The organism is Shewanella sp. K8, from assembly GCF_028823715.1.
Taxonomy (GTDB): domain Bacteria; phylum Pseudomonadota; class Gammaproteobacteria; order Enterobacterales; family Shewanellaceae; genus Shewanella; species Shewanella algae.
This window is the reverse complement of the sequence record NZ_JAPEHY010000010.1, coordinates 23,571-47,946: the sequence shown is the minus strand read 5'-3', so window position 1 is coordinate 47,946 and position 24,376 is coordinate 23,571. Positions and strand designations below refer to the sequence as shown.

Sequence of the window (24,376 nt, the reverse complement as noted above, 5' to 3'; positions counted from 1 at the left end):
ATTTGACCCTTCATATCAGAGGCTTGGAACCCAAAAGTGCTGAAAGAAAGCTGCAGGTGTCGTCAGCATCCCATAAATCCACATGTAATTGCAACGTTACTAAATGCTACGAAATTGTTTGTTTTTGTTTGTTATATCTGGAGGGCAGATTTTCTGCGTAATTGAAAGCAAGAGTCTTAAAGAGGACCTATGACTATAACAAATAATCAGCTTGGAACGCGGTTCCGGCAGACGGCGCTGGCCAGTCTGACCGCGCTCTATTTCGGGGGCATGATGAGCGCCACCGCCCAGGTTCAGATGCAACCCGTGGGCAAAGGCAATTTCTATCAGCCGAGTTTTACCAAAGAACAGGTGTTGGCGGCAGACAAGGCTCGTAAGGCGAGCCTTGAAGGCGACATCTATGCCGGTCAGCCGGGTGTGCTCAACCAGGTATTGCGCCAGCGGACGCCGGAACAGATATTTCAGCCGGATCCATCTGTTAGCGGCGTTCAGAGCTATATAGTGCAGCTCAACGAAGAACCTCTGGCAACCTACGACGGCAGTATTTCCGGGCTGGCGGCCACCAAGGCACCGAAAAATCGCTCGCTGATCGCCAAAGGCCGGGTCAGTGTCAATACGACTGATGCCAGGGCTTACAGCCGTTTCCTGGAAAAGCGTCAGGACAGTTTCGTAAATCGCGCCCGTCAGGCCGGTGCCAATCTGCAGTTGAAACAGCGCTTCACCATTGCCAGTAATGCCATGGTGGTGGAGATGACTCAGGAAGATGCCAAAATTCTTGCCCGTCAGAGCGGCGTCAAACGGATAACCCCCAACCGCATTTTCCAACTGCGTACCGACAGAGGGCCTGAGTTTATCGGTGCTGACCGAATCTGGCTTGGCCAGGACCCGAGTACAGGCCTGGCCGCCAAGGGCGAGGGCATGTTAGTCGGGATCATAGATACCGGGGTTAACACAGATCATCCGGCCTTTGCCGAGGATCAAGACTATGTGCGTTTGAACCCGCTCGGCAGCAACAAGTTTACCGGTGATTGTGTCGCCAGCCCTGAGTTGTGTAACAACAAACTGGTGGGGGTACATTCCTACCCCGAGATTACAGATGTTTACGGGGCGCCGGAATTTCAGGCCAACCCCTGGGGCACACCTGTCATGTTGCGCCCGGCCAATGGTGAGGACTATAACGGCCATGGCTCCCACACTGCCAGTACAGTAGCAGGTAACCATCTGGACAATACGCCTTTGCAGGCTGCAACCGGTGATGCCACCAGTGATGGGGTCAATGTGCCCTTTAACTTCCCGGCTACCAGCGGTGTCGCGCCGCGGGCGCATATCATCTCTTACCAGGTGTGTTGGCCCGGCAACGGTGGTGATCCCTATGCCGGTTGTCCCGAGTCGGCGATTTTGGCGGCCTTTGAAGATGCCATTGCCGACGGGGTCGATGCGATAAACTTTTCCATCGGTGGCGCCGAATCTTTGCCCTGGGCCGACCCTATGGAACTGGCGTTTCTGGCCGCCCGTGAGGCGGGGATTTCTGTGGCTGTCGCCGCCGGTAATGCCGGTGCTTATTGGAGTGCGGATCACAGCTCTCCCTGGGTGACGACAGTTGGCGCCACCACCCACGACAGGGTGCTGGAAGCCGGTAACAAGCATATCGACAATTTCGGCGGTAACGAACGCTATCGCCCGTCCGAGCCTATTGTGGGCAAGAGCTTCTCCGGCGGCATTACCGGCGAAGTGGTACTGGCTGAAAACTATGCCGACCCTGACCCCAGTGATGATTTCAACGCCGCCTCCTGTAACGCACCTTTCCCCGCCGGAACCTTCCGCGATGACCAGATAGTCATCTGTGAGCGCGGTGACATTCCCAGAGTGGACAAGGCCAAGAATGTGGCGGCCGGCGGCGCCGGTGGTTTTATTCTGCAAAACGTGGACTATCAGGTCGACAATCTGGTGGCCGACAGCTTTGTGATCCCTGGGATCCAGGTCAAGCAGAGCGACAGATACAAGCTGAAAAACTGGGTTAGATACAGTGATCCCGGCACGGCCATAGCGACTATCTCGGACTTCAGCAACGAGTATCTGTTTGATGATGCCCTGGCCAATAACCTGGCGCCTTTCAGCTCAATGGGCCCGAGCCGCACCAACAACACCCTGGTGCCGGATCTCAGCGCTCCCGGGGTACAGATTTACGCTGCCAACGCCGATGATCAACCCTTTACCGGCGCGCCGGATGCCTCCGACTGGACCTTTATGAGCGGCACCTCAATGGCGGCGCCTCATGTGACAGGTGCCATGACACTGCTGATGCAGCTGCATCCCGAGTGGACCCCGGCCGAAGTGCAGTCGGCGCTGATGATGACTGCCGGGCCTGTGTATCTCAACACAGGTTATGAGTTGCTGGAGCCTTTCTATCACTTTATGGCCGGCGCCGGTGCCATTAATGTTGCCCGTGCGGCCAATACCGGCCTGGTGATGGATGAGACCATAGAAAATTACCGCAATGCCAATCCGGAGAACGGTGGGATAGTCAACTGGCTCAACTTGCCTTCCATGGTGGAAATGGCCTGTGAGCAAAGTTGCAGCTGGATGCGCACAGTTACCGCCACCCGCGACGGCAGTTGGAGTGCCGAGGCTTTGGGTAAGGAGCAGGGCTTTGAGCTCAGTGTTTCTCCCGAGAACTTTACCCTGGCCAAGGGCGAAAGTCAGACTCTGGTGATCAAGGCCAAAGTGCCACCGTTGATTGAGTCCAACGTCAATCCGGGTGAGCCGGGAGCGCCTTGGCAGCAGGTACAAAACAAGGACGCCTTCTTCAACGGTGAGCTCAGACTCACTGAAGCGTCAGGCACTTCCCCTGAGTTGCATATGCCGGTAGTCGTGGCCAGTAAGGCTGATCAGATGCCGGTATCCATGGACCTGGAGATCAGCCGGGCTCAGGGCAGTGAAACCCTGAAGATGAATACCTCGGCCTATGCTCAACTGACGCCTCGTTTCTACGGCCCGGTGCAGCCTGAGCTAAAAACTGCCACCCTGGAAGCCGTGGCGCCATTCCTTGATCTGGAATACATAGAGAAGGGCTGGGATATTCAAACCGTCACGGTTCCCGAAGGCGCCAAGCGTTTGGTGGTGGAAGTGCAGAGCGCCAAGCGCACCAGCACGCTTGAGGAGATGAACCCCCGTTATTCAGGGGTGTTCCCCTTTGTGATCCTGGGGCGGGATGCCAACGGCAATAACGGCTTTATCCCTTCGCAAGAGGAGATGGAGCAGGATGACAGGGCGCTCAAGGCAGAATACGATGCCGAGCTGGTGTGTTTCTCTTCCAGCCAAGCCGAGCACAACCTCTGTAGTCTGGAAAACCCGGCCCCTGGTACCTATTGGTTTGCCACCGCCATGGCCTATGGCAAGGGGGAAGTGGAAGCTGTGACCGGCCATGCGGTGATCATGGCCGATGACGATTTCGGTATGTTGAGCCTGGATGGTCCGGCGTCGCATGATGGCAATGGTGACTATCAGTTGACCCTCAACTGGAATATTCCCGATGCCAAGCAAGGGGATGTCTTCTATGGCGGTATGGATCTCGGTGCCGGCCCCGGCGCTGAAGGTTCTTTCGGTTTCAGTGCCCTCAATATCCGCCGCGGCGAGGATGCCGTAAGCTGGTCAGTCAGTCAGGACAAGGCGCTGAGCGAAGATGTGGTGGATGTTACCGTTAAACTGGCGGCCAACCTGGAATCCCGCGATCGTAACTATGAGTTGCAGCTCAAGTTACCCGAAGGCATGCGTTTGGCACCGGCGACCATCAAGAGCAATAATCCTGCGGTTGCAGAAGCGATTGTTGCCGATGAAAGCGGCCTGACGCTGACAGGCCAGCAGCCCAGCACTCGATTGGTGGAGCGGCAATACAAGGTCAGTACCAACCTCAACGATGCCATGTGTCGCACGCCTATGATTGATGAGTACTCCACCGGTGGCTACATAGATCTCTTCGGCGAGTTTGGCATGCAGCCCAACGCCGACTGGTTGGCCGGCGACTCTCAAGCCAGTGTCGATGTGCCTATCGATTGGCTGTTCTATAAAGAGGGCGCCGAGTTCAAGGTGTACAACCAGGCCAATGCCGGTTATATGCGGATGCATACTGTGGGCGCGTTGCAGTTTAACACTGCCTACTGGTATATGGGCGCGCACCGCGGCCCTGGTTTCCTCTACGAGGCGCTGGCCCCCTTCTGGCGTGGCAGTTTTGAGATGAAGTACCGCCGCCATTGGGAAGAGCCTTGGGGCTTGACCATAGCCACTCAGTACAAGGAAGAGCGTCCGGATTTGGGGGACTTGTTGTTCCTCGAGTTTGATAATGTTACCGACCGCCAGACAGGCCAGGAGTTTGACTTCCAGACCATACTGCGCAGCGGTATCGACGATCATCCCGGCATGTACGAGATCATCTATGCCTACCAGAACCTGGGGGCCGATGTGGCCGACGGGGCTGTGTTTGTCGAAGGCTTTGACAGTACCTGGTCCAGCGGCGCGGGGCCGAAGAATGGCTATCTTTATGAGATGCTGGGCTTCGATAACCTGGATACCTTGCTTAAGGACGATCTGGTGATCTGCTTTGATTACACAGGGCCTGAGCAGAGCCGGGTCGAGCTGAGCTTCAAGGCGGCGGTTCAACCCGGGGCTACCGGGAAGGCGCTTGCCATGACGCTTAATTACGATCTCGAAGGCGGCGAGCCGGGCACTTTGAGCCATCAGATTGCGGTTAAAGGCAATATCCAGCTGGCACCACTCAGTGACATGAGTGTTGCCGAAAATGGCCGTATAGACGGTATTGCCGTGACCTATGTCGATGCCGATAAGGTGCCGAATCTGTTGGAGGTCAGTGGTGAGCACATCAGCGCCGAGATTGACGGTGACAGCTTCAACCTGATCCCCGAGGCAGATTTTCACGGTGAAACTCTGGTCACGGTAACTGTGCGTGATAGCCTCAACAGTGGCGATGCCGCCAGCACCAGCTTTATGCTGAAGGTGGAGTCTGACGGGGTTGACCCTGTGAGCCCTCCAGAGCCGCCGCTGGAAGAGTCAGACTCGGGTGGTTCGCTCGGCTGGAGTCTGCTGGCGCTCTTGTCTCTTGGCTTGTTACGGCGCAAGCGCTGAGGCTGAGCTAAACAAAAGCCAAAGCTAGATCCAAAGCCAAACCTGAGTCCGGGTTCTCACTTGGGCCAGGTGCCAAAAACTGCTGACAAGGCAGATAAAAAAATCCCCGCAGGTTGCATCAGCGGGGATTTTTATTGCCAGGGCTCATTCAAAGCGGTTACTTACAGGGCTAATCATCACGATTGATACAGATTGACTTCAACAGGCCCCGGCATGGCTTCAGTCAGAAGCCTTGAACACCAATTGTTGTGCAAGACACTCTCTACAAAAGAGAAGGCCACGAGGACTTATTGGCACCTTCCCTAAGGAAGACGCCAATTGAGATCGAAGTCGTAGCGGATACCGGCAGCCACTATCGACTCATCCTCTCGGTTGTCATAGTTCTGCGCCAGATATTCAAGGTGCAAACGTACATTATTCAGCGGCTGCCATTCCAGTGTCAGGTTGTAACCGTCATAGTCCAGGCTGCTGAAATCTTCTATGCCATCTTTGAACCAGAAGTAACCCAGCTTGAGTTTGTAGTCCTTGCCAAGCGGCAGTGCCAGCGCGCCATCAAAGGTATCGCCATCTCGATTGTTAGCACTGACAAAGTCATACTCCTTGCGTTGGTAACTGGCGGCGGCATAGATGCCGTTGTGCCAGGTATAGGCTGCTACCGCGCCCCACACCTGCTCGTCACCCTGCTTGATATCGCCGGCATATTTATCCTGGGCCAGCCAGGTCAGCCCCAGATGCAACTGCTGCCAATCGAATCCCGCCCCCAGATTGATGATATCGGCGCCGCTATTGTATTCGCTGTCATCAAATACTGCCGAAGCCATCAGGGTGAAAAGCTCAATGTTAACTTGATAAATTAAAGCGTTGTCGACAAAGAAGGGGCTTTCCTGATTGTAGCCAAAGGGGCTGTTGGCATTGTTGAAAATGTCAGTGTATTCCGCCACCAGGGTATATTGCACCGGGCGTTGCCGCCCCAGAGTCAGTTTGCCGTATGGCGAGTCGACTCCGGCAAACGCCAGTCTCGCCTCACCGAAGCGGCCATTATCATCGATACGGATTTTCCATTCCCCTTGCGCCAGAGCACGCCAGCCGGGAAGAAATTCGGTTTCTGCCTTGACTCCAATTCGCGACAGCGCATCGCCTATGTCCCACTGATCTTTGCCGCGATCCCTGTATTCCAATGTTGGGCGCAGCGAGCCGTACAGAGTGAATTGGCTGGCGCCAAGGGAGGAGGTCATAGAGGGAGACTTATCCTGCATCGTTTGACTGGTGGCAGGCTCAGGCTTGCTGGCTTGTTGCGACGATGCTGAGGTTTGGCTTGTGTCTTGGGCCATCATTGGCGAGTGAGTGCCGGATTGTTGCAGCTGGGCTTGCAGTAGCTGCTCCAGTTCCATGACTCTTTGTTCCAATGCCTTGATGCGTTGCTCTTGGCTGCTGTCTTCGGCATTCGCCAGCAGCGGCAGCAGACAGGCGCTCAATATCAGGAGTTTGCCTTTCATATCGACTCTCCGGTAGCTGTGGATACGGTGCGCCCGGGCTTGTTACCTGGGCGCACTGGCGGTTTCAGACAATAAACTTGTTGAGTATGGCGTCCTGCTGCCGTACCTGTTCGGTTTGGGTATGCATGGCTGAGTTGGCCTGTGTCGCCGAATCCGATACCTGCACCGACAGATCCTTGATCCTGACCGTGTTGTTATTGATCTCTTCGGCCACCAGGCTCTGCTCTTCGGCGGCCGAGGCGATTTGCAGATTCATATCGGTGATCTGCTGAATGGCATCGCGGATACGGTTCAGCGCCTCATTGGCACCTTCTGCCTTGGTAACGGCTTCCTGGGTGGTATCCTTACTCTGATTCATCACGTCGGCCACGGCGCGGGATCCGGCCTGCAACTGCTCTATCATGGCGCGAATTTCTGTGGTGGATTCCTGGGTGCGCTGTGCCAGAGTGCGCACTTCATCAGCCACCACGGCAAAACCTCGGCCCGAATCACCGGCTCTGGCGGCCTCAATGGCGGCGTTGAGTGCAAGCAGATTGGTTTGATCGGCAATATCATTGATAACACTCAGAATCGTCGCGATATTGCTGGTGGCGGTTTCCAGCTCTTTGACCTCTTGCACTGCCATATCAATCCGCTCTGACAGGGCATTGATTGCATCTGTGGTGGCGCTGACCACCTGAGTGCCGACACTGGTGGCGTTATCGGCGTCTTTGGCTGCGGTGGCGGCGCCCTGAGCATTACGGGCAACATCCGACGAGGTGGTGGCCATTTCGTGCATGGCGGTGGCCAACTGTTCCAGCTCATGCAACTGGGATTTCATGGCGTCTGTGGATTGCTGCAGCTCGGCCGAGGTCATTTCAGAACTCTGCAATATCTGCTGCCCTATGGCCTTGGACTGGGTGATGAGCTGTTGCAGACTGGCGGTAAAGCTGTTGAAGCCAGATGCCAGTGCCGAGAATTCGGCGTCAGTGTCCGTATCCAGTCTCTGGGTCAGATCCCCTTCGCCCGAGGCGACATCTTGAATCGCCTTGTTAAGGGTTTCCAGAGGCCGCATCAGGGTTTTGATCAGCATCAGCAGCAGTGTGATGCTGACTATGACGGCGATAATGGCGTACAGGACGGAGCTGTTGCGCAGTTCGCTGACGGCGGCATAGGCGATATCTTCATCCAGCAGGGCGCCGACGTACCAGTTCTCACCACTGACCTTGGCAAAATCCAGGGTATAAGGTTTACCGTCCAGCATTACCTGCTGCGGATCTTCACTTAACGACACCTTGGGCAGGAAGTTGCTCATGGGTTTGCCGTTCAGCTCTGACTCGGGGTGGGCTATGGTGGTGCCATCGCCCGAGACGATAAACACATAGCCGGCATTGAAGAGTTTGACTTGATTGACCAACTCGGCCAAGCCGACCAGGCTGACATCATAAAAAATGGCGCCGATAAAACGGCCGCTGTCTTTGACCGGAGTGGCGATGGAAACCAGGATTTCCCCTGACGCCGAGTCGGCATAGGGCGCTGTGATAATCAAAGCGTCGGCTTGTTTGGCGTCCTTGTACCAGGGGCGCACCCTGGGGTCCCAACCGGCTCCGGGATCCCAGGCGGGATTGTTGTTGATGTTCGAGCCATCGCTTTCATAACCGAAGCCGACCAGAAGGAAGCTGTTTTTTATTACTGGACGGGTGATCACATCGCGGATGTGTGCGGGCGAAAGATCGGTTTCCAACATACTGGTTGAATAAGCGGCCAGTTTCTTGCGCGAGTCCAGCTCAGAAGAAACCGTGTTTTTGAGTCCATCCATGATTTCGGTCACGCTGGCTCCTACCTGAGCCTGCATCTGTTCCTGTACCGCAAAGTATTGCTTGGTGGAAAGCAGTGCAACTGTTACCAAAAGCAATGCAGAGGAGGCGGCGACAATCTTATGGCTGAACTTCATTGTTTATCCTCTGATAATGTTGACGTATCCCATAAATATATAGACATAAATCTACCCAGCGGCCATTGCGACCGGGACAATCTAGTACATTTGTTTAACAAGAATAGTGCAAGCCGAGGGGTTTTAACTGAGGATGTTTAATAAATGTGAACCAATAAGGCTTTCCAGCGCCATATTCTAACTGGGGCTGCTGGAAATATGGCTTAAACAACGCCCCTTGCGAATATAAGGGAAGGTGAGAACAAGTCCCATGCGTGCTCTGCGTCGGCTTACAGGCCTGTAAGCCACGCCCTTCGGGGCTTTCACAGCAACCAGCTTTCTGCGTTATCCGACTTCGACAGGCCCCGGCATGCCTTCAGTCAGATGCCTTGAACGCCAATTGCTGTGCAAGCCACTCTCTACAAAAGAGAAGGCCACGAGGACTTATTCCCATCTTCCCAAGGGGCGATACAGATTACTGGTTATCGGTTGCTGTTTGTTTGATAAATTCGGCGACATTTTCACCGGCTATGCGACCAAATACTATGGTATCGGCTATCGCATTACCCGCCAGCCGATTGGCACCGTGGACGCCACCTGTTACTTCACCGGCGGCATAAAGGCCGGCAATAGGCTTGCCGTCTTTATTCAATGCCCGGGTGTCAGTAGCGATTTTAAGGCCGCCCATAGTGTGGTGAACCGCAGGCTTAACCTGAACGGCATAGAGCGGGAAATGCAGATCGTCGGCCATATTCTTGCGGCCAAAATCGCTGTCCTTGCCACTGGCCTGAAAACCGTTATAGCGTTTGACGGCGGCTGCCGCCGTTTCGGCATTCATTTGGGTCTTGGCAGCCAGTTCTTTGGCATCGGCGGCTTTGTAGATGATACCCAGCTCCAGCATGCCCCGCAGTTGCCCCAGACGTTCAAACACGGTTTCATCAAATACCAGCCAGGCGTCTTTTCCGGGTTGAGCCCAGATGCACTCGGAGACTTTGTCCCTGGGGCCCATCTCGTCACAGAATCTGGCACCATCGCGGTTCAGCAATATGGCCCCGGCGCCGCGTGCTGTGCCTGAAATAACCATTTTACCGGCCGCTGCTGTGGGGAAGGCCTGGATTTGGTCGACATCCACAGTATCCACGCCAATGGCGGTGGCAAAGGTGAGTGCATCGCCGACATTGCCCGGGTTATTGGTAGAGTCCACGCCCTTGAGATCTGGTCTGTATTTGGCGACCAAGGCATTGTTGCGGGCAAAGCCGCCGGAGGCGATCACCACGGCCTTGGCTACCAACAGGTTCACCCCACTGTGTTTCCCTTGCACCAGTACTCCGGTGATTTTGCCTTGTTTATCTTGCACTAAGCGTATCACCTTGCTGTTGGTGCGGGTTTCAACTCCGAGTTTTTCGGCCGCCCTTTTCAGGGTATTGATGATTTCCGGGCCGGACTTGGCACCGCCGCTGGGCCGGTGCAGACGTTCGGCACTGTGGCCACCGGCACTGGCCGCAGAAGTCATATCTGCGCCCAAGGCCATCAACCAATCGATACCGGCACTGCCGTTGTTGACCAGGGTATGCACCAGATCCGGGTTATTGAGCTGGTGGCCACCCTTCATTGTGTCCTGATACCAGAGCGCCTTGCTGTCCTGATAACCACGAAACGCCTGGGTCAGGGTCTCTGCCGAAGCCATGCCACCGGCGGCCAGCATGCCATTGCCACCTATGTAGGGTTGTTTCTCAAGTAATACCACATCTTTGATACCGTGCTGGCGGGCCGATACGGCGGCGGCGTGTCCGGCGGCGCCGGCGCCAATGACCAGAAGCTCATGCCTTTCCACCGGACCTGCGGCCAGCGCCTTGTCTATGGCTTGCTGAGATACTTCGGGGAAGACATAGGTATCCGCTACCTTATCACTCGCGGAGAAGGGAATATGAAAACTGCTCTTGAAGCTGTCATGGCAGGTCTGACACACCATCACAGGCTCCTTGTGGCCCGAGTGGCAACTGGTGCAGGACAGGTCAATAAGATGACTGTGGTGGGGCGAAAGCGGTTGTTTTGCCTGCTGAGCCAACTCCTGCAGCGAGCCGTGGCAACTGATACAAGCCTGGTTTTCCCGAGCCTCATTGTCTTTTACCTCTATGGGCTGACTGTGGCAGGACTGACAATCGGCCCCGGCCTGTTTGATATGGTGCTCGGCCAGACCCGCAGCAGATACCATGCCGGTATACAGAAATGCAGTACCGGCCAATAACATTATTCTTTTCATGAATATCCTCACACATGGTTTTGTTATGCCTTGATAATATTGTTAATGCATGGGTGAGTTATCAAACCAATCGTTTTCGTCTGTGACGTTAAAAAAACTAAAGTGTTAAGAGAAAATATGAGAATAATTCCACCAATGAAGGCGGTGATTTGTTTTGAAGCGGCCGCAAGACTCAAGAGTTTTAAATTGGCAGCGGTTGAACTGAATGTGACGCCGGGCGCAATCAGTCACCAAATCGCCGCATTGGAAAACTTTGTCGGTAAAGAATTGTTTGACCGTAGTCACAGGCAATTGGAGCTCACTCACAGCGGCCGAAAATATTTCGCCAGAGTCGCGATTATTCTACAAAATATGGAAGAAGCCACCATAGACCTTGGGGTGCAGGGGCATAGCCCCTCATTGAGAGTAGCTGTGCCGCCGTCATTGCTGAAAAACTGGCTATTGCCAAGAATGAGCCAGAGTCATATTTATCATAAGGGGATCAGTATCGAGTTTATCGATACCCTGGAATATCTTGATTTTGGAAGTACTGGTCTGGACCTGGCTATTAGATACGGTTATGACTCCTGGGATAATTATTATTCCGTTCATCTCTTTGATGAGGAAATGGTTGCCGTTTGTCACCCTGAATACTGTGCGGTTAATTATGATTCTTTAACACAAAATGCCGTCGATAATATGACCTTGATATATACCAATAATAGATTGGTACAGTGGGATATAGTATTACAGTACTTTGGCATTGAACGGCGAGCACAACAGTCGAGATTGGTATTTCAAAATTCAGTTCAGGCCATAGAAGCCGCGGTCTTGGGCGCGGGAATTGCCTATGTCAACCGCTTGCTGGTGGACAAGGAGCTGGAGAAACAGCGTTTGGTGATCCCGTTTGAGATCCGCATGCCTGAGCACAAATCGCCTTCATATCATCTGGTCAGCACCTTCGAGCGAATGCAGCATGAATCTACTGCGCTGATTTATCAGTCTATTCTGGAAGAGGTAAAACGTATCCCGGAGCGTTCTTCTGTCAGCACAGGTCGACAGCGGTTGGGGTGTTCAACCCCTTCGGGATAATCAAACGCCGCCCTTGAGCGGCGCTGCTTACTTTAGCGTTGGATTACGCTTTATCTTTGGCTTTTAAAGCTGACAGCCTGGCCGAGGCCAGCCCCAGTAAACTGCCATTCGGGTAATGACCGCGCTTGTCGGCCTTGCCGCTTTCCATATCACACAGCAATGCCATCGCCTCGGTCACATGCTCGACCGTCCAGATATGGAACTTGCCTTTGCTGATGGCGTCCACCACAGGCTTTTTCAGCATCAGGTTGTGGGCGTTGGCCGCGGGAATGATTACCCCTTGGGTATGTCTGCGCCCCTTGATGGCACAGACATCGAAAAAGCCTTCAATCTTTTCATTGACCCCGCCTATGGGCTGGGCTTCACCGAACTGGTTCATTGAGCCTGTGATGGCAATATCCTGGCGCAGGGGAACCTGGGCGATTGCAGAGATAATGGCGCAGCATTCGGCCATGGAGGCACTGTCGCCATCGACCCCGGAATAAGATTGCTCGAAGGTCAGGGAGGTGGTCAGCGGAATATCGGCCTCGCGTCCCAACAGGGTTTTGATATAGGCCGAGAGGATCCACACTCCCTTGGAGTGAATACGGCCGCCGAGGCGCACCTTGTGTTCAATGTCCAACACTTCGCCCTTGCCAAAGGCTGTGGTCGCGCTGATACGGTTGGGCAGGCCAAACTGATGATCTGTGGTGGCGATAACCGACAGGGCGTTGACCTGGCCGCAGACTTTGCCGTGCACATCAATGAGGGTGGTGCCCTTGTGAAAGCTCTGCATCAGTTGATCCCTGAGACGCGATACCCTTTGCTCCTGCTGCGCCAGAGCCTGCTCTACATGGGCGAGACGAATACTGCGGGCGTTGGCCGCCTTGGCGCAGTAGTGGGTCTCCCGTAGCAGGTTGGCGATATTGGCCGAGTGCAGTGACAGCTGGGTTTGGTCATCGGCCTGGCGCGAGCTGAATTCGATTATCCGCGCAATGGCGCTGCGATCGCAGTGCAACATCTGGTTGTCATGCACTATCGAGGAGATAAATCTGGCATAGAAACATTCGGCTTTCGGACTTCTTGGCATCACATCTTCAAAGTCGGCGGTCACCCGAAACAGCTCGCTGAAGTCGGGATCATAATGCTGCAGTAACTGGTAGGTCTGGTTGTCACCGAAGAGCACGATTTTGACATCCAGAGGGATAGGCTCCGGCGCCAATGAAACTGTGCCGGACAGGGAGACTTCACGCTCCAGCGAGCTGAGATCCAGACTGCGGGAACGCAGGGCCCGTTTGAGTCCGTCCCAAACATAGGGCCGCTCCAGCACCTTGACCGCATCCATCAGCAGCACCCCGCCATTGGCCTTGTGCAGGCTGCCGGGGCGGATCAGCGAAAAGTCGGTAAAGACTGTGCCGCGGTAAGTGGCGTTTTCCACATAACCAAACAGGCCGTGATAGGTGGGGTTTTCCTCTACCACCACAGGGAATTTCTGCTCCTCTTGACCCACCAGCAGGTTGACCTGATAACGCCTGGGCATTTTCTTTTCCAGCGAGGCATAGGCCAGCGCCAGTTGGTCTTCACTCTCCTCGAGGAAGATATCCAGGTTACCGAGCATATCTTTCTGCATCGCCGTCAGAAAAGAGCGGATCTCCGGCAGACTGCGGTATTCATCCTTGAGCGGCTTGAAGAAATGGCTCAGTACTTCGCGGGCCACCTGTTCATCGTGCTCCTGCTGCTTGGTGCTGAACTCCTCTTCCCATTCGGTCAATTGGCGGATAATGCCCCGCAGGCGCGATTCCAAGTGTTTGATATTCTGTTCAAACGCCTGCTGCTCGGCTTCTGGCAGGGCGTGATAGGTTTCCTCGGTATGCGGCTCTTCGCCGTTCAGCGCCATCAACTGATATTCGCCCTGAGTGTTGATGGAGAGGCTTATTTTCATCCCCTTGGCTTCTTCGCTCAGAGCCAACAGCGCCGCTTCCTGTTTTTGCGCCAACTGACTCTTGAGCTTGTCGGCGCGGCGGTAATACATCTCGTTGTCAAATGCCAACGGCAGCGCCTTGACCAGCCTGAGAACCAGTTTTTCCATCTCTTTCTTGAAAGTGACGCCCTTGCCGGCGGGCAATTTGAGCACCTTGGGGGTACGGGGCTGGTCGAAGTTGGCCACATAACACCAGTCGTTAAGTGTCTTGTCGGTAAATTCATGGCGCTTGAGATAACGCAACATCATGGTGCGTTTGCCCAGACCATTTTGGCCTATGGCATAGATGTTGTAGCCCTTTTCCTTGATGGACATGGCAAATTCCACCGCACTCTGGGCTCGCTCCTGACCTATGATGTCATCCAGCGGCTCCAGTTCGCGGGTAGACTTGACCTCATCTCCCAGATTGTCGAGATTGGCGGGACGGTATACCTGACTGGCATCTAAGCTGGTGACGGCCATGGGCGCTTCCTTGTTCAAATAGGGCAGAGAAAAGTAAAACTGCTTTTTATGACAATAAGATGCGCTGCAGCCTAAAGCAAACGTCAAGCCGAATAAGTCTCTCGGGCGGTTAATTTTTCACCCGTAAGCCACGTTTGCTGCTGGAACGCAGGAATAACACCTATCCGGCACCAGGTAGCAGGGTATAATGGCGGTTTGCCCTAAGCTTTATCTTTGAAGGACTCTCCATGGAATTTGCCGCTTTTTCTCTGCCCGAACCGCTACTGACCAATCTGGCCGGACTGGGTTTTAGCAAGGCAACCCAAGTGCAGGCAGAGGCCATTCCTTTGGTGCTCGCCGGCAGCGATCTCCTGGTGAAGGCACAGACGGGCACAGGGAAAACCGCCGCCTTTGCCTTGCCGTTGCTGGCGTGTTTAATGCCCGCCACGACTGAGAGAGCAGTAAAACCCGCAGCACCCAAGGCTCTGGTGCTGGTGCCTACCCGGGAGTTGGCGCAGCAGGTTTTCGATAACATTAAAAGCTATGCCAAGGGCTGCGAGCTGAAGATTGCCATTGCCTATGGCGGTGTGCCACTCGATGGGCAGCTAAAGAACTTCAAGGATGGCGTCGATATCTTGGCCGCCACGCCCGGGCGCCTGCTGGATCACCTTAAAAAGCGCAGTCTCAGGCTGGATAAGGTTGAGACCCTGGTGTTTGATGAGGCCGACCGCATGTTGGACATGGGGTTTGAAGATGAGATCTCGGCGCTGATGAAAAAGATGGCCAAACAGCGCCAGACTCTGCTGTTTTCCGCCACCTTCAACGACAACATCTGGCGTCTGGCCAAGACTTTGCTGCAGTCTCCTAAAGTGCTGGAGCTGCAAGCATCGGAGCAGGGTGGCAGTATCAAGGAGCGATTGATTGAGCTCGATAGCGAGCGTAAGGCCGCCGCCGTTGCCGCCCTTTGTCGCCGGCACGACTGGCGTCAGGTGTTGCTGTTCAGTCGCACCAAGGAGGGGGCCGACAAACTGGTCTGTGAGCTCAGTGCCGAGGGCTTGGCCGCCAGTGCGCTGCACTCAGATCTGAGTCAAGCCCAGCGGGAGCAGACCTATCAGGCGTTCAAGGCGGGTGAATGCCGTTTGCTGGTGGCCACAGATGTTGCCGCCAGAGGCCTGGATGTAGCGGCCTTGCCTTGCGTTATCAATCTGGAGCTGCCGTTCAAGCGCGAAGATTATGTGCACCGCATTGGCCGCACCGGCCGCGCCGGCATGGAAGGGCTCGCCATCACCCTATTCAGTCGTGACGACGAGCGCCTCCTCGAAGAGCTGGAAGCCATGCTCGACAGACGCCTCCCCAGAGAATGGCTGCCCGGGTTTGAGCCGGATCTCAACCGCAGTTTTGATGCACCGAGAAACCAGCGTAAAGCCGCCCAAAAGCAACGTGCCCGCAAGAGAGCGCTTGGTAAAAGATAACAAGTCCGGTTTAGTTGAGCCTACTTGAGTTAATCAACCGCAAATGCAAACAACACAAGTATTCTGGTCCTGATGGATTCGAGCATGGATGCCAGAGTAGAGCCATCAGGGATGATTTCACGGCGTGCCGAGAAGCCGTTAGGACGAAAGCCCACGGCAGGTGCTTGATAGTTGTGTGGATTGGAAACCTATGCTGTTCAAGCAGTTTGAGTCGATGCATACCTTTTATCTTTGGGGTGGCCGATAGGTAGGAAAGCTATTGGGTTCATTCGCCAAAGTGGGTCAGTTGCGCTAAGCTAGTGGCCCGGTTTTCAAGAAACAGTCTCCTGGGGGAGCCATGTTCGCAGTCGATACCCATACCCACACAGTTGCCTCTACTCACGCCTACAGCACGATCCATGATTACCTGGCAGTCGCCAAGCAGAAAGGGATCCGTTTGTTTGCTACCACAGATCATGGCCCGGCGATGGCCGATGCGCCGCATTTCTGGCATTTCGTGAATCTTAGGGTGTTGCCGCGGATAGTCGATGGCGTAGGGATATTGCGCGGAATTGAAGCCAATATTACCAATCTGGAGGGGGAAATCGACTTCTTTGGTGAGTTCCTGGAGGAGCTGGACTTGGTGCAGGCCGGGTTTCACGAGCCGGTATTCCCTCCCGCCGACAGTGACAGCCATACTCAGGCGCTGCTGAACTGCATTCGCAGCGGCAAGGTCGATATCATTACCCACCCAGGCAACCCCAAATATCCATTGGATCAGGAGCTGATTGTCCGCGCTGCCGCCGAGCATAATGTGGCGCTGGAGATCAATAACTCCTCTTTTGCCTCCTCCCGCAAGGGCAGTGAAGACAGCTGCCTCAATATTGCCAAACTGGCGAAACGATTCGATGCCCAGTTGGTGATGGGATCAGATTCCCATGTGGCTTTCAATCTGGGGGAGTTCCCGCTCGCGCTTGAGATAGTGGATGCCGCCGGTTATCCAAGAGACAGGCTGCTCAATCGCGAGCCATTGGCACTGCTTAATTTCCTGCAGCAGCGAGGCCACAAGACGCTTGGTGAGTTAATCGACTACTTTAAGAGTGAGGCGGCCGCGGGCTAACCTGGTTCGCCTGCCTTGAGGATACGAGCCACAAAATCCATCAACTGATTAGCCATGAATCCCGAATCGTGAAAGCCAAGACTACCCGAATATTGATCACCGGCGCTCATGGCCAGCTCGGACAGGCACTGCTGGCGAATTTGCCTTGGTTGCCTGAGTTTTCGCCTTCCAGGCTGCGAATGGAGATACCTGAGGCAAGCCTGGTGTCCGGCAGTGCTGTAAAACCCCGCAGTGCTATAGCACCCGGCAGCGCAATTGAAATTGTGGCGCTCGGGCATCAGCAACTGGATTTAACCTCAGCAGATTTGCCCGAGTGGCTCAGCGAAATCAATGCCGATGTGATAATCAACTGCGCCGCCTACAACGCCGTGGATGCGGCCGAGCAGGATATGGCTGCCGCCATGGCGCTTAATGCCGAGGCGCCGGAGCGTTTGGCCATCTGGTGCCGGCAACAGGGTGCTTGGCTTATCCATATTTCGAGTGACTATGTCTTCGGGAATGTATTCGGGAATGTCTTCGGGAATGATTTGGGGAATGCACTCGGAAACGTTTCTGGAAATGCTTCTGCCAATATGCTCGGGAATGCGCCCAGAGCCTTGACCGAGAGCGATGTTTGCGAGCCTTTGAGTATGTACGGCCAGAGCAAGCTCGCCGGCGAGCAGCGCTTGCTTAAGGCCAATCCCGGCGCCCTGGTGCTGCGAACCTCTTGGCTTTACAGCCGTTTTGGCAGCAACTTTGTGTTGACCATGGGGCGATTGCTGACCGAGCGCCCCGAGCTCAAGGTGGTGGCGGATCAGGTCGGCACGCCAACGTGGGCCGAGGCGTTGGCGCGGCTTATCTGGCAGTTGCTCATCTGGTTTCATCTTAAGCCAGAGAAGTCCGCGGTGCTGAGCGGCTGCTTTCATTACGCGGCAACGGGGCAGTGCAGCTGGTATCTTTTCACCAAAGAGATAGCCGAGCAAATCGCCAAGCAGCAGTGCAATTCTGCGCCAAGCTCTCAGGCGGCGACGGCATTGCAAACCGCGTCGTCATCTCAAGCCGCGTTGCAATCTCAAGCTACATTACATGCTCAACCAAACCCGGCGCCAATCACGCCAGGGTGCCGGATAACGCCTGTCAGCACAGCAGAATACGGCGCCATATTGAATCGAGCACAGGCGCCGCGCCCGGCGTATTCGACGCTCGACTCAAGCGCTCTCAAAGATGCCATGGCGGCCATGCCTTCGGCATTTCGCTGCTATTTGCCAAAAGATTATCCGTCACCCATCTGGCTTACCTGGCAGGCGCAGCTGGCGCTGATGTTTTCGGGGCTTGGTGCACCTTCCTTGGATTGAATGGGCTTAAACAGGATGAAAAGTAAGGCAAAACCGGCTGTAGATTATAATCAGTAGCTAAAGGTTATACCCGCCAAAGCCGGGTGGCTGGCATAATAAACTATCTTGTTGATCCAAAGGATGAAACCTTGTCGAATAATCCCCCCAAGACCTTGCTTGATGCCAAGCAGCTGACACTTTTGGCCGAGATGGCCCGCGCCGCCGGTGAGGCGATAATGCAGTATTATCAGGGCGGCGAACTGGCGATTGAGCGCAAGGCCGATGACAGTCCGGTCACGGCTGCCGATCTTGCCAGTCACGCCGTGTTGCAACAGGCGCTGGCGCGTGAGTTTCCAACCTGGCCACAGATGTCGGAAGAAGCGGCGGATATCCCCTGGGCGCAGCGGCGGGGCTGGGAAACCTATTGGCTTATCGACCCTCTCGATGGCACCAAGGAGTTTATTAAGGGTAACGGCGAATTTACCGTCAACATTGCGCTTATTCACCGAGGCCAGGCGGTCGCCGGTGTTGTCTATGTGCCCGCCACAGCCGTGTGCTATTTGGGCGCGCTGGGACTCGGTGCCTGGCGTGAGACCCCAAATGCGACTGGGTACCAGCGTGTGGAATTGAATGCCAGGGCCGGGGTTAAGCGCCAGATCCCTGTGATTGTCGGCAGTCGCTCGCACTCGAGCCCGGGGCTTGGCGAGTATCTGCAGCAGCTTGGCGAGCACGAAATGAAGAGTGTCGGCTCATCACTCAAATTCTGCCTGCTCGCTGAGGGCAAGGCGGATATCTACCCCAGATTGGGCCCTACCAGTGAATGGGACACGGCGGCGGCTCAGGCCGTGCTTGAGAGTGCCGGTGGCCGAGTTTTGGAATATCCAGCCGGCAACAACTTAAAATATAACCAAAAAGAAACTATCCTCAATCCTTGGTTTATCGCATACAGTGCCGATTGGCCTTGCGATTGAAGCAGATATAAACACCGGAGTTGAAAGCATGATGCGTATCGGCGTTGATTTGGGCGGCACAAAGATTGAATTGGTGGCTCTGAGTGGCGAAGGGAGTGAGCTGTTTCGCAAGCGAATTGCCACCCCCAGAGACTATCAGGCGACCATTGAGGCCATCTGTGCCTTGGTCGATGAAGCCGAAACGCAGCTGGAAATGACAGGAACCATCGGCATTGGTATTCCCGGGGTGATCTCGCCCTTTTCCGGTTTGGTGAAAAACGCCAACTCCACTTGGTTAAATGGTCATCCGCTCGATAGAGAGCTCGAGCAGCACCTGGGGCGCAAAGTGCGGGTTGCCAATGACGCCAACTGTTTTGCGGTCTCCGAGGCGCTGGATGGCGCCGCCGCAGGCAAAGAGGTGGTGTTCGGGGTGATCATAGGCACAGGCTGCGGTGCCGGCATTGCCATCAATGGCAGGGTGCATCAGGGGGGCAATGGCATAGGTGGTGAGTGGGGCCATAATCCCTTGCCCTGGATACGCGCCGAGGAGTTCAACAGCACTGAGTGTTTTTGCGGCAAGCATGACTGCATCGAAACCTTTATTTCGGGAACAGGGTTTGTCCGCGACTATAACCAGGCCGCTGGGGCGCAGCTCAGCTCGGGCGCCGAGGTGATGGCATTGCTGGAGCAGGGGGATGCCGAGGCTAGCGCGGCCTTTGAGCGCTATCTTGACCGTCTGGCCCGTTCTCTGGCCCATGTGATCAATCTGCTGGATCCTGACGCCATAGTACTTGGCGGCGGCATGTCCAATGTGCAGGCTATCTATCCGGCATTGCCGGACAGGCTCAAACACTATGTGGTCGGCGGCGAGTGCCGAACCCCAGTGTTGGCCAATCACTACGGCTGCTCCTCCGGGGTACGCGGCGCCGCTTGGCTGTGGGGCCGGGACTGAGTTTGGCAAGGCGCTCTGGCCGTATTACTGATATTCGACTTAGGCGCTTTAGGCACTTTAGAAAAAGGGAAAAGCACTCGAACATGTATTGGGGCGAGTGAGCCTATAGCCCTTCGCCAATCACTGGTCAGCCGAGTAACGCTTCTGTAAGCTATGGCTACTTTTGCCAACCTTCGGATATCAAGCGTGTTCTGGCTGAAAAAAATCCTCTCTCAATTCTTTATGCCCATTCCTCTAACCTTGGTCACTCTGCTGCTGGCTTGCTTTTATATCCGTCGCAGGCCGGGAGTAGCGCGCGCCCTGGTGGTTTTTGCCATCACTTGGGTGCTGCTGCTTTCCAGCTCTATCGGCAGCAACACGCTGCTTGCGGGGCTTGAGCGTCAGTATCCACTTTATACCGCTGCACCGGCGCGCTCCTGTGTGGTGATGGTACTGGGTTCTGGCCATGATGATCAGGTTGGCGGACTCGCGCGACATATGTTGTCGGCAACGGCGCTTGAGCGTCTCAGTGAAGGGGTGGCGCAACTCAAGGCGGCCAACAGCAAAGATTGCCTGCTGGCGGTCAGTGGTTGGAGCGGCGGCCTTGAGCAGCAGAGTCATGCCCGGCGCATGGCCGAGGCCGCCATCGAGTTGGGGGCCGAGCCATCGCGAATTCTAATGCTGGAGTCGGCCCGCGATACCATAGAGGAAGCCCTGGCGTTGCGGCAGGCCTTCGGTGCCGACACCAATGATAAAGGAATAGATGCCTTGGGTGGCAGACAACTGATCCTGGTCACTTCCGCCAGCCATATGCCAAGGGCGATGCGAATATTCCGCTCGACCGGGCTTGAGCCTCAGGCGGCACCGACCGACTTTCTGCTTAGGCGCGATCACTGGTGGCGCCTGACCACATCCAATCTGGATAAATCACAAAAGGCGCTGCACGAGTATCTGGGATTGGCCTGGTTGACTGTTACCGGCCGCTAATGGTTCTGAACCCTGGTCATGAAATGAATAAACGGCTGACAAGCCGCTGACAATAGAGCAAAAGCGTTATGGAAACTATCACAATAAGGCCGGGCAGCAAGCGCAATGGCATTACACTGACCCTGGCCGGAGGGCTGGGCGTTGTCCTGGGTTTGGTGCTATTTATCGGTTGGCCCTGGATGTTTGCGCCCGGACTGGTTTGTTTCGCCCTCGGGGCTGTGTCTTTGGTGCTGGGAATTGCCAAGCAGCTCGAGCCCCATGTCAGTCTTGAATTCAGCGCCGAAGGGCTGAGATTCTTTCATCGCCGCGGCAGCTTGTTTGTGGCCTGGGATAATATTCAGCGGCTGGATCAGCCCAGAGTCACCCAAGGTATGGAGCAACTGACGCTGCCCTATGTCGGGCTCAAGCTCAAACGTATCAATCCGCTGCTGGATGCCATTTCACCCAGGTTGGCGACCGGGCTCTTGTCGGAGCAGCGGCCCTTGCTGATGACAGCTGCCGCCCAGGATGAAGAGCTGCAAACACTGGAAGCGGCACTCAGCGCCGAGTTTGAACCCCTGACGGTCAATGATGAGCGCTACAGAGGCGTTTTGGCCATGTTTGGTCGCCGCTGCCTGACGCTGGACAAGTACTTGGGTTATCACCTCTATATTCCAGTGGATGCTTTGGATCAACCGCCGGAGAGCTTTGTCCGTAAACTGCGGCAACTGTGGCAGCAGAGGGTGTCGGCTACTGAGTTGTAATTTCTGGCTTGAATAAGTTGAGAAAAGGCAAGGGGACCCGGTTGGGTCCCCTTGTTGTTGCAGAGTTGAGGGAGGGCCTTGCAGGGACAGCCCTCAAGGTACGGTACTAGTGAGCACCCCCTGCGTGTACCTTATCTACGCCATAGGTCTTGCCTTCGGCGTGACAGGTGGCACAGGACTCAACCGGCAGGTTGGCGTCTGTGGCAGCATCACCGGCAACGAAGGCACCATTGCTCTTGAAGTGGGCCAGAGCGGCCGCGTCAGAGTGAGCGTGACAGGTACGGCAGGATTCTGCAACCGGAGAGATATACTCGGTAGCCGAAATCTTGATTGCACGCTTGGCGGATGTCAGGCCACCATCGGCGGCGAACAGCGGTGTCTCGTCTTTGTGGCAGGCGGCACATTCAGTTTCCACTCCTGGGTAGCCGTGCAGCTCGCCTGAAGCGTCACGGAAGATGGCGGCTTCACCCCAGTTACCACTGTGGAAGCGGTGGGCAACTGTCATCAGATCCCGGTTGGCATACAAGAGCTCGGGTACTTCAGCAAATATAGGATTGCCATCGGCATCCAGATTACCTGTGTTGTACTCGGAGGTGCCGTGATAGGAGCCGTAATAGCTGTTGTTATGGCAGTCCATACACTGATCGAAGGTGTAGGTGCCGTGGCGGGTACCCTTGATGTAGTCCAGGGTGCCGTGACAGGCATTACACTTGGCTTCACTGGCGCTCATCCGCTCAGCAATGGCAAAGCGGGCTGTTACTGCATCACCACCGTCAAGGTTATAGAACTTAACGCTTGAAGTGGCGCCAATCGGATTACCGGCATCGAAGGGCATGCCTTCGGCACAGGCGGCTATCTTACCTGAGTTATCGACACAGAAGTTGGCCTCGGTACCGACGTAAATGGTGCCCATCGCCTGAGCTTCCGGTACATCAGCAGTCAGGGTCAGCACGCCATTGGCGGCGCTGCCGCTGGCAAGACCGGGCCTGCTGCCCCAGCGGGTGACTTCACCCTTGGCATCCACATTACCCATCAGAGTGGCGTCTTTGTTGAGCACCGCCAGTTGAGCTGCGTCAGTCAGTGGTTGACCATTGAAGCTGACATTGGCTGTGATGGTAACCAGTTTATTGCCCGCCGTGGTAGAAGCGGCAGCTGTGGCCGAGGTGAACTCAACGGTCAACAGCTCGGCATATTCAGCTCGTTTACCCACCTTGTGAGCCTGGGTTGGACTGAGTGCTCCGCTGCCATGACAGGACTGACATTGACTGTCGTCGGTCTGGGCCAGGTTGAAGTCAGAGTGGCCTACGCCGGTTTCAAAGTTGACATTGATATGGCAGCCGACACAGGCTTCGCGGTAGATATTGGCGTTCCAGGAGTCACCGTTGTTGTGGCAACTGGCGCAGTTGTTGAGTTCTGCCGGGAAGCCGATTTCACCGAAGTACTCTTTGGCTTCACCGGAGAGGAAACCTGCGATGTGATGGCCGGCATGCAGCCTGTGAACCATGGGGCCGAAATCAAATACCCAACCTTCGGCTTTTTGGGCTTCGTCCGGTACCAGAGCCGGGTTGTGGCAGGCAACGCACTTCTCAGTGCTTTGGTAGTTGTGGTGCGCGTTTATCTTGGCGATGCGGCCTTCGACTTCGCCGTGGCAGGCGATACAGGCGGCATCTGTTACCGTATCTTTACCTGTGGCTTCAACCAGCTCGCCGGATGCCGGAATATAATCCAGCGGCGTAGAGAGCACCTTGTCTGCAACCGCTGCGCCGCTGGCATCCTTGAGGTTATAGGCGCGCAGGAACAAGCGATGAGGTGCGCTGAGGTTGTCGTTGGCATTCATAATGGGGGCGACCCCGTCATGTTCCCAAGTGCCGGTATAGGTACCTGGCTCGGCCGGATCTTCAACCAGAAGACAGGCATCGCCAGTCTGACCTCTGGAGCTATAGGTGCCATCCAGGGTGCAATACATGGAGCTGCCCAGTTCCTGAGCCGTGGCATTATTGACCCATTGCAGCGGCGCACCGCTGCCCGAGTCATTGCTCATGGCGGTAATAGAGTAGAGGGCGACCTGATCCAGGCCCGTCAGAGGGACTCGCTCCCCTGAGCTGTTGGTGGCCGAGGCCTTGAACTTGAGGGCGAAGGCTTCGCCGCCTGCCAGTGTGTTGTCGGCCGGCACTATCTCGAAACTGACATCGCCGGCACTGATAATGGTGGAAGTACCTGAACCTGCGGGGGCTCCTGGCTGTCCGGGTTCGCCTGGTATGCCAGGTTCACCGGGGGCTCCGTCTTTTCCGTCCTCACCGTCCCCGCATGCGGTAAGGCACAATAGACTGGTCAGAGCCAGCGCCAGTAATGACTTATTATGGTTTTTCATCATAGCGTCCCTTTATTCAAATTATGGGTACTGCTTGTGCAGTAACTTGAATATACATACATCTAAAGTAGTAGTTTTGACTTATTGTTTTATTTGTGAATTAAGGGTTAAAAAATTGATAAAGAAATAACTGATGGTGAAATGGATAATTTCAGTTTTTGAAATTGCCGAATCTACAGGGCAGAAAACCCATACCAGGGACAAAGCGGTCAGCGGCTTTTGAGAGGT

Annotated in this window: 14 protein-coding genes; 9 read left to right on the top strand and 5 right to left on the bottom strand. The window is 55.2% G+C overall.

The window, feature by feature from the left end:
• The first annotated feature begins 189 nt into the window (after nucleotides 1-189).
• Nucleotides 190-5,139: a S8 family serine peptidase gene (locus ON072_RS07490; protein WP_144224670.1), complete on the top strand. Its 4,950-nt coding sequence runs from the start codon at nucleotides 190-192 to the stop codon at nucleotides 5,137-5,139.
• A gap of 302 nt (nucleotides 5,140-5,441) precedes the next feature.
• On the opposite strand, the gene ON072_RS07485 is transcribed toward ON072_RS07490, so the two are convergent.
• The 3 genes from ON072_RS07485 to ON072_RS07475 form a co-directional block, all read right to left on the bottom strand.
• Nucleotides 5,442-6,635 carry a porin gene (locus tag ON072_RS07485; RefSeq protein WP_144224669.1) on the bottom strand — a complete coding sequence of 398 codons (1,194 nt, stop codon included), beginning with the start codon at nucleotides 6,633-6,635 and terminating at the stop codon, nucleotides 5,442-5,444.
• Between the two features lie 64 nt (nucleotides 6,636-6,699).
• Nucleotides 6,700-8,568: a methyl-accepting chemotaxis protein gene (locus tag ON072_RS07480; RefSeq protein ID WP_144224667.1), complete on the bottom strand. Its 1,869-nt coding sequence runs from the start codon at nucleotides 8,566-8,568 to the stop codon at nucleotides 6,700-6,702.
• Nucleotides 8,569-9,022: 454 nt separating this feature from the next.
• Nucleotides 9,023-10,810 carry a flavocytochrome c gene (locus ON072_RS07475; RefSeq protein WP_261752992.1) on the bottom strand — a complete coding sequence of 596 codons (1,788 nt, stop codon included), beginning with the start codon at nucleotides 10,808-10,810 and terminating at the stop codon, nucleotides 9,023-9,025.
• A 117-nt stretch (nucleotides 10,811-10,927) separates the two neighbouring features.
• Here ON072_RS07475 and ON072_RS07470 point away from each other — a divergent pair, with 117 nt between their 5' ends.
• Nucleotides 10,928-11,881: a LysR substrate-binding domain-containing protein gene (locus tag ON072_RS07470; protein WP_144380250.1), complete on the top strand. Its 954-nt coding sequence runs from the start codon at nucleotides 10,928-10,930 to the stop codon at nucleotides 11,879-11,881.
• 43 nt (nucleotides 11,882-11,924) lie between these two features.
• Here the strand turns inward: ON072_RS07470 and ON072_RS07465 are convergent, their stop codons facing one another.
• On the bottom strand, nucleotides 11,925-14,303 hold the full coding sequence (locus tag ON072_RS07465; protein WP_144380249.1) for a Lon protease family protein: 2,379 nt from the start codon (nucleotides 14,301-14,303) through the stop codon (nucleotides 11,925-11,927).
• 227 nt (nucleotides 14,304-14,530) lie between these two features.
• On the opposite strand from ON072_RS07465, the gene ON072_RS07460 reads away from it, so the two are divergent.
• From ON072_RS07460 to ON072_RS07430, 7 genes are all read left to right on the top strand, one after another.
• Nucleotides 14,531-15,754, top strand: a complete 1,224-nt coding sequence (locus tag ON072_RS07460; protein ID WP_144380247.1) for a DEAD/DEAH box helicase — start codon at nucleotides 14,531-14,533, stop codon at nucleotides 15,752-15,754.
• A 337-nt stretch (nucleotides 15,755-16,091) separates the two neighbouring features.
• Nucleotides 16,092-16,853 carry a phosphatase gene (locus ON072_RS07455; RefSeq protein WP_261752991.1) on the top strand — a complete coding sequence of 254 codons (762 nt, stop codon included), beginning with the start codon at nucleotides 16,092-16,094 and terminating at the stop codon, nucleotides 16,851-16,853.
• 68 nt (nucleotides 16,854-16,921) lie between these two features.
• Nucleotides 16,922-18,187: an SDR family oxidoreductase gene (locus tag ON072_RS07450; protein WP_186298923.1), complete on the top strand. Its 1,266-nt coding sequence runs from the start codon at nucleotides 16,922-16,924 to the stop codon at nucleotides 18,185-18,187.
• Nucleotides 18,188-18,375: 188 nt separating this feature from the next.
• Nucleotides 18,376-19,137: a 3'(2'),5'-bisphosphate nucleotidase CysQ gene (gene cysQ / locus ON072_RS07445; RefSeq protein ID WP_144380255.1), complete on the top strand. Its 762-nt coding sequence runs from the start codon at nucleotides 18,376-18,378 to the stop codon at nucleotides 19,135-19,137.
• Between the two features lie 28 nt (nucleotides 19,138-19,165).
• The gene (gene mak, locus ON072_RS07440) at nucleotides 19,166-20,068 is read left to right on the top strand and encodes a fructokinase (protein ID WP_044734818.1); all 903 of its coding nucleotides are present in this window, start codon (nucleotides 19,166-19,168) and stop codon (nucleotides 20,066-20,068) included.
• 186 nt (nucleotides 20,069-20,254) lie between these two features.
• Nucleotides 20,255-21,034, top strand: a complete 780-nt coding sequence (locus ON072_RS07435) for a YdcF family protein (protein ID WP_313955051.1) — start codon at nucleotides 20,255-20,257, stop codon at nucleotides 21,032-21,034.
• Between the two features lie 68 nt (nucleotides 21,035-21,102).
• The gene (locus ON072_RS07430; RefSeq protein ID WP_101059771.1) at nucleotides 21,103-21,777 is read left to right on the top strand and encodes a DUF2982 domain-containing protein; all 675 of its coding nucleotides are present in this window, start codon (nucleotides 21,103-21,105) and stop codon (nucleotides 21,775-21,777) included.
• A 106-nt stretch (nucleotides 21,778-21,883) separates the two neighbouring features.
• Here ON072_RS07430 and ON072_RS07425 read toward each other — a convergent pair whose 3' ends face one another.
• On the bottom strand, nucleotides 21,884-24,151 hold the full coding sequence (locus ON072_RS07425) for an OmcA/MtrC family decaheme c-type cytochrome (RefSeq protein WP_261752990.1): 2,268 nt from the start codon (nucleotides 24,149-24,151) through the stop codon (nucleotides 21,884-21,886).
• Nucleotides 24,152-24,376: the final 225 nt, after the last annotated feature.

What these genes read in the sequence shown, in the direction of transcription:
- ON072_RS07490 (WP_144224670.1), top strand. Translation starts at nt 190, where the DNA reads ATGACTATAACAAATAATCAGCTTGGAACGCGGTTCCGGCAGACGGCG.
- ON072_RS07485 (WP_144224669.1), bottom strand. Translation starts at nt 6,635, where the DNA reads ATGAAAGGCAAACTCCTGATATTGAGCGCCTGTCTGCTGCCGCTGCTG.
- ON072_RS07480 (WP_144224667.1), bottom strand. Translation starts at nt 8,568, where the DNA reads ATGAAGTTCAGCCATAAGATTGTCGCCGCCTCCTCTGCATTGCTTTTG.
- ON072_RS07475 (WP_261752992.1), bottom strand. Translation starts at nt 10,810, where the DNA reads ATGAAAAGAATAATGTTATTGGCCGGTACTGCATTTCTGTATACCGGC.
- ON072_RS07470 (WP_144380250.1), top strand. Translation starts at nt 10,928, where the DNA reads ATGAGAATAATTCCACCAATGAAGGCGGTGATTTGTTTTGAAGCGGCC.
- ON072_RS07465 (WP_144380249.1), bottom strand. Translation starts at nt 14,303, where the DNA reads ATGGCCGTCACCAGCTTAGATGCCAGTCAGGTATACCGTCCCGCCAAT.
- ON072_RS07460 (WP_144380247.1), top strand. Translation starts at nt 14,531, where the DNA reads ATGGAATTTGCCGCTTTTTCTCTGCCCGAACCGCTACTGACCAATCTG.
- ON072_RS07455 (WP_261752991.1), top strand. Translation starts at nt 16,092, where the DNA reads ATGTTCGCAGTCGATACCCATACCCACACAGTTGCCTCTACTCACGCC.
- cysQ (WP_144380255.1), top strand. Translation starts at nt 18,376, where the DNA reads ATGGCCCGCGCCGCCGGTGAGGCGATAATGCAGTATTATCAGGGCGGC.
- mak (WP_044734818.1), top strand. Translation starts at nt 19,166, where the DNA reads ATGATGCGTATCGGCGTTGATTTGGGCGGCACAAAGATTGAATTGGTG.
- ON072_RS07430 (WP_101059771.1), top strand. Translation starts at nt 21,103, where the DNA reads ATGGAAACTATCACAATAAGGCCGGGCAGCAAGCGCAATGGCATTACA.
- ON072_RS07425 (WP_261752990.1), bottom strand. Translation starts at nt 24,151, where the DNA reads ATGATGAAAAACCATAATAAGTCATTACTGGCGCTGGCTCTGACCAGT.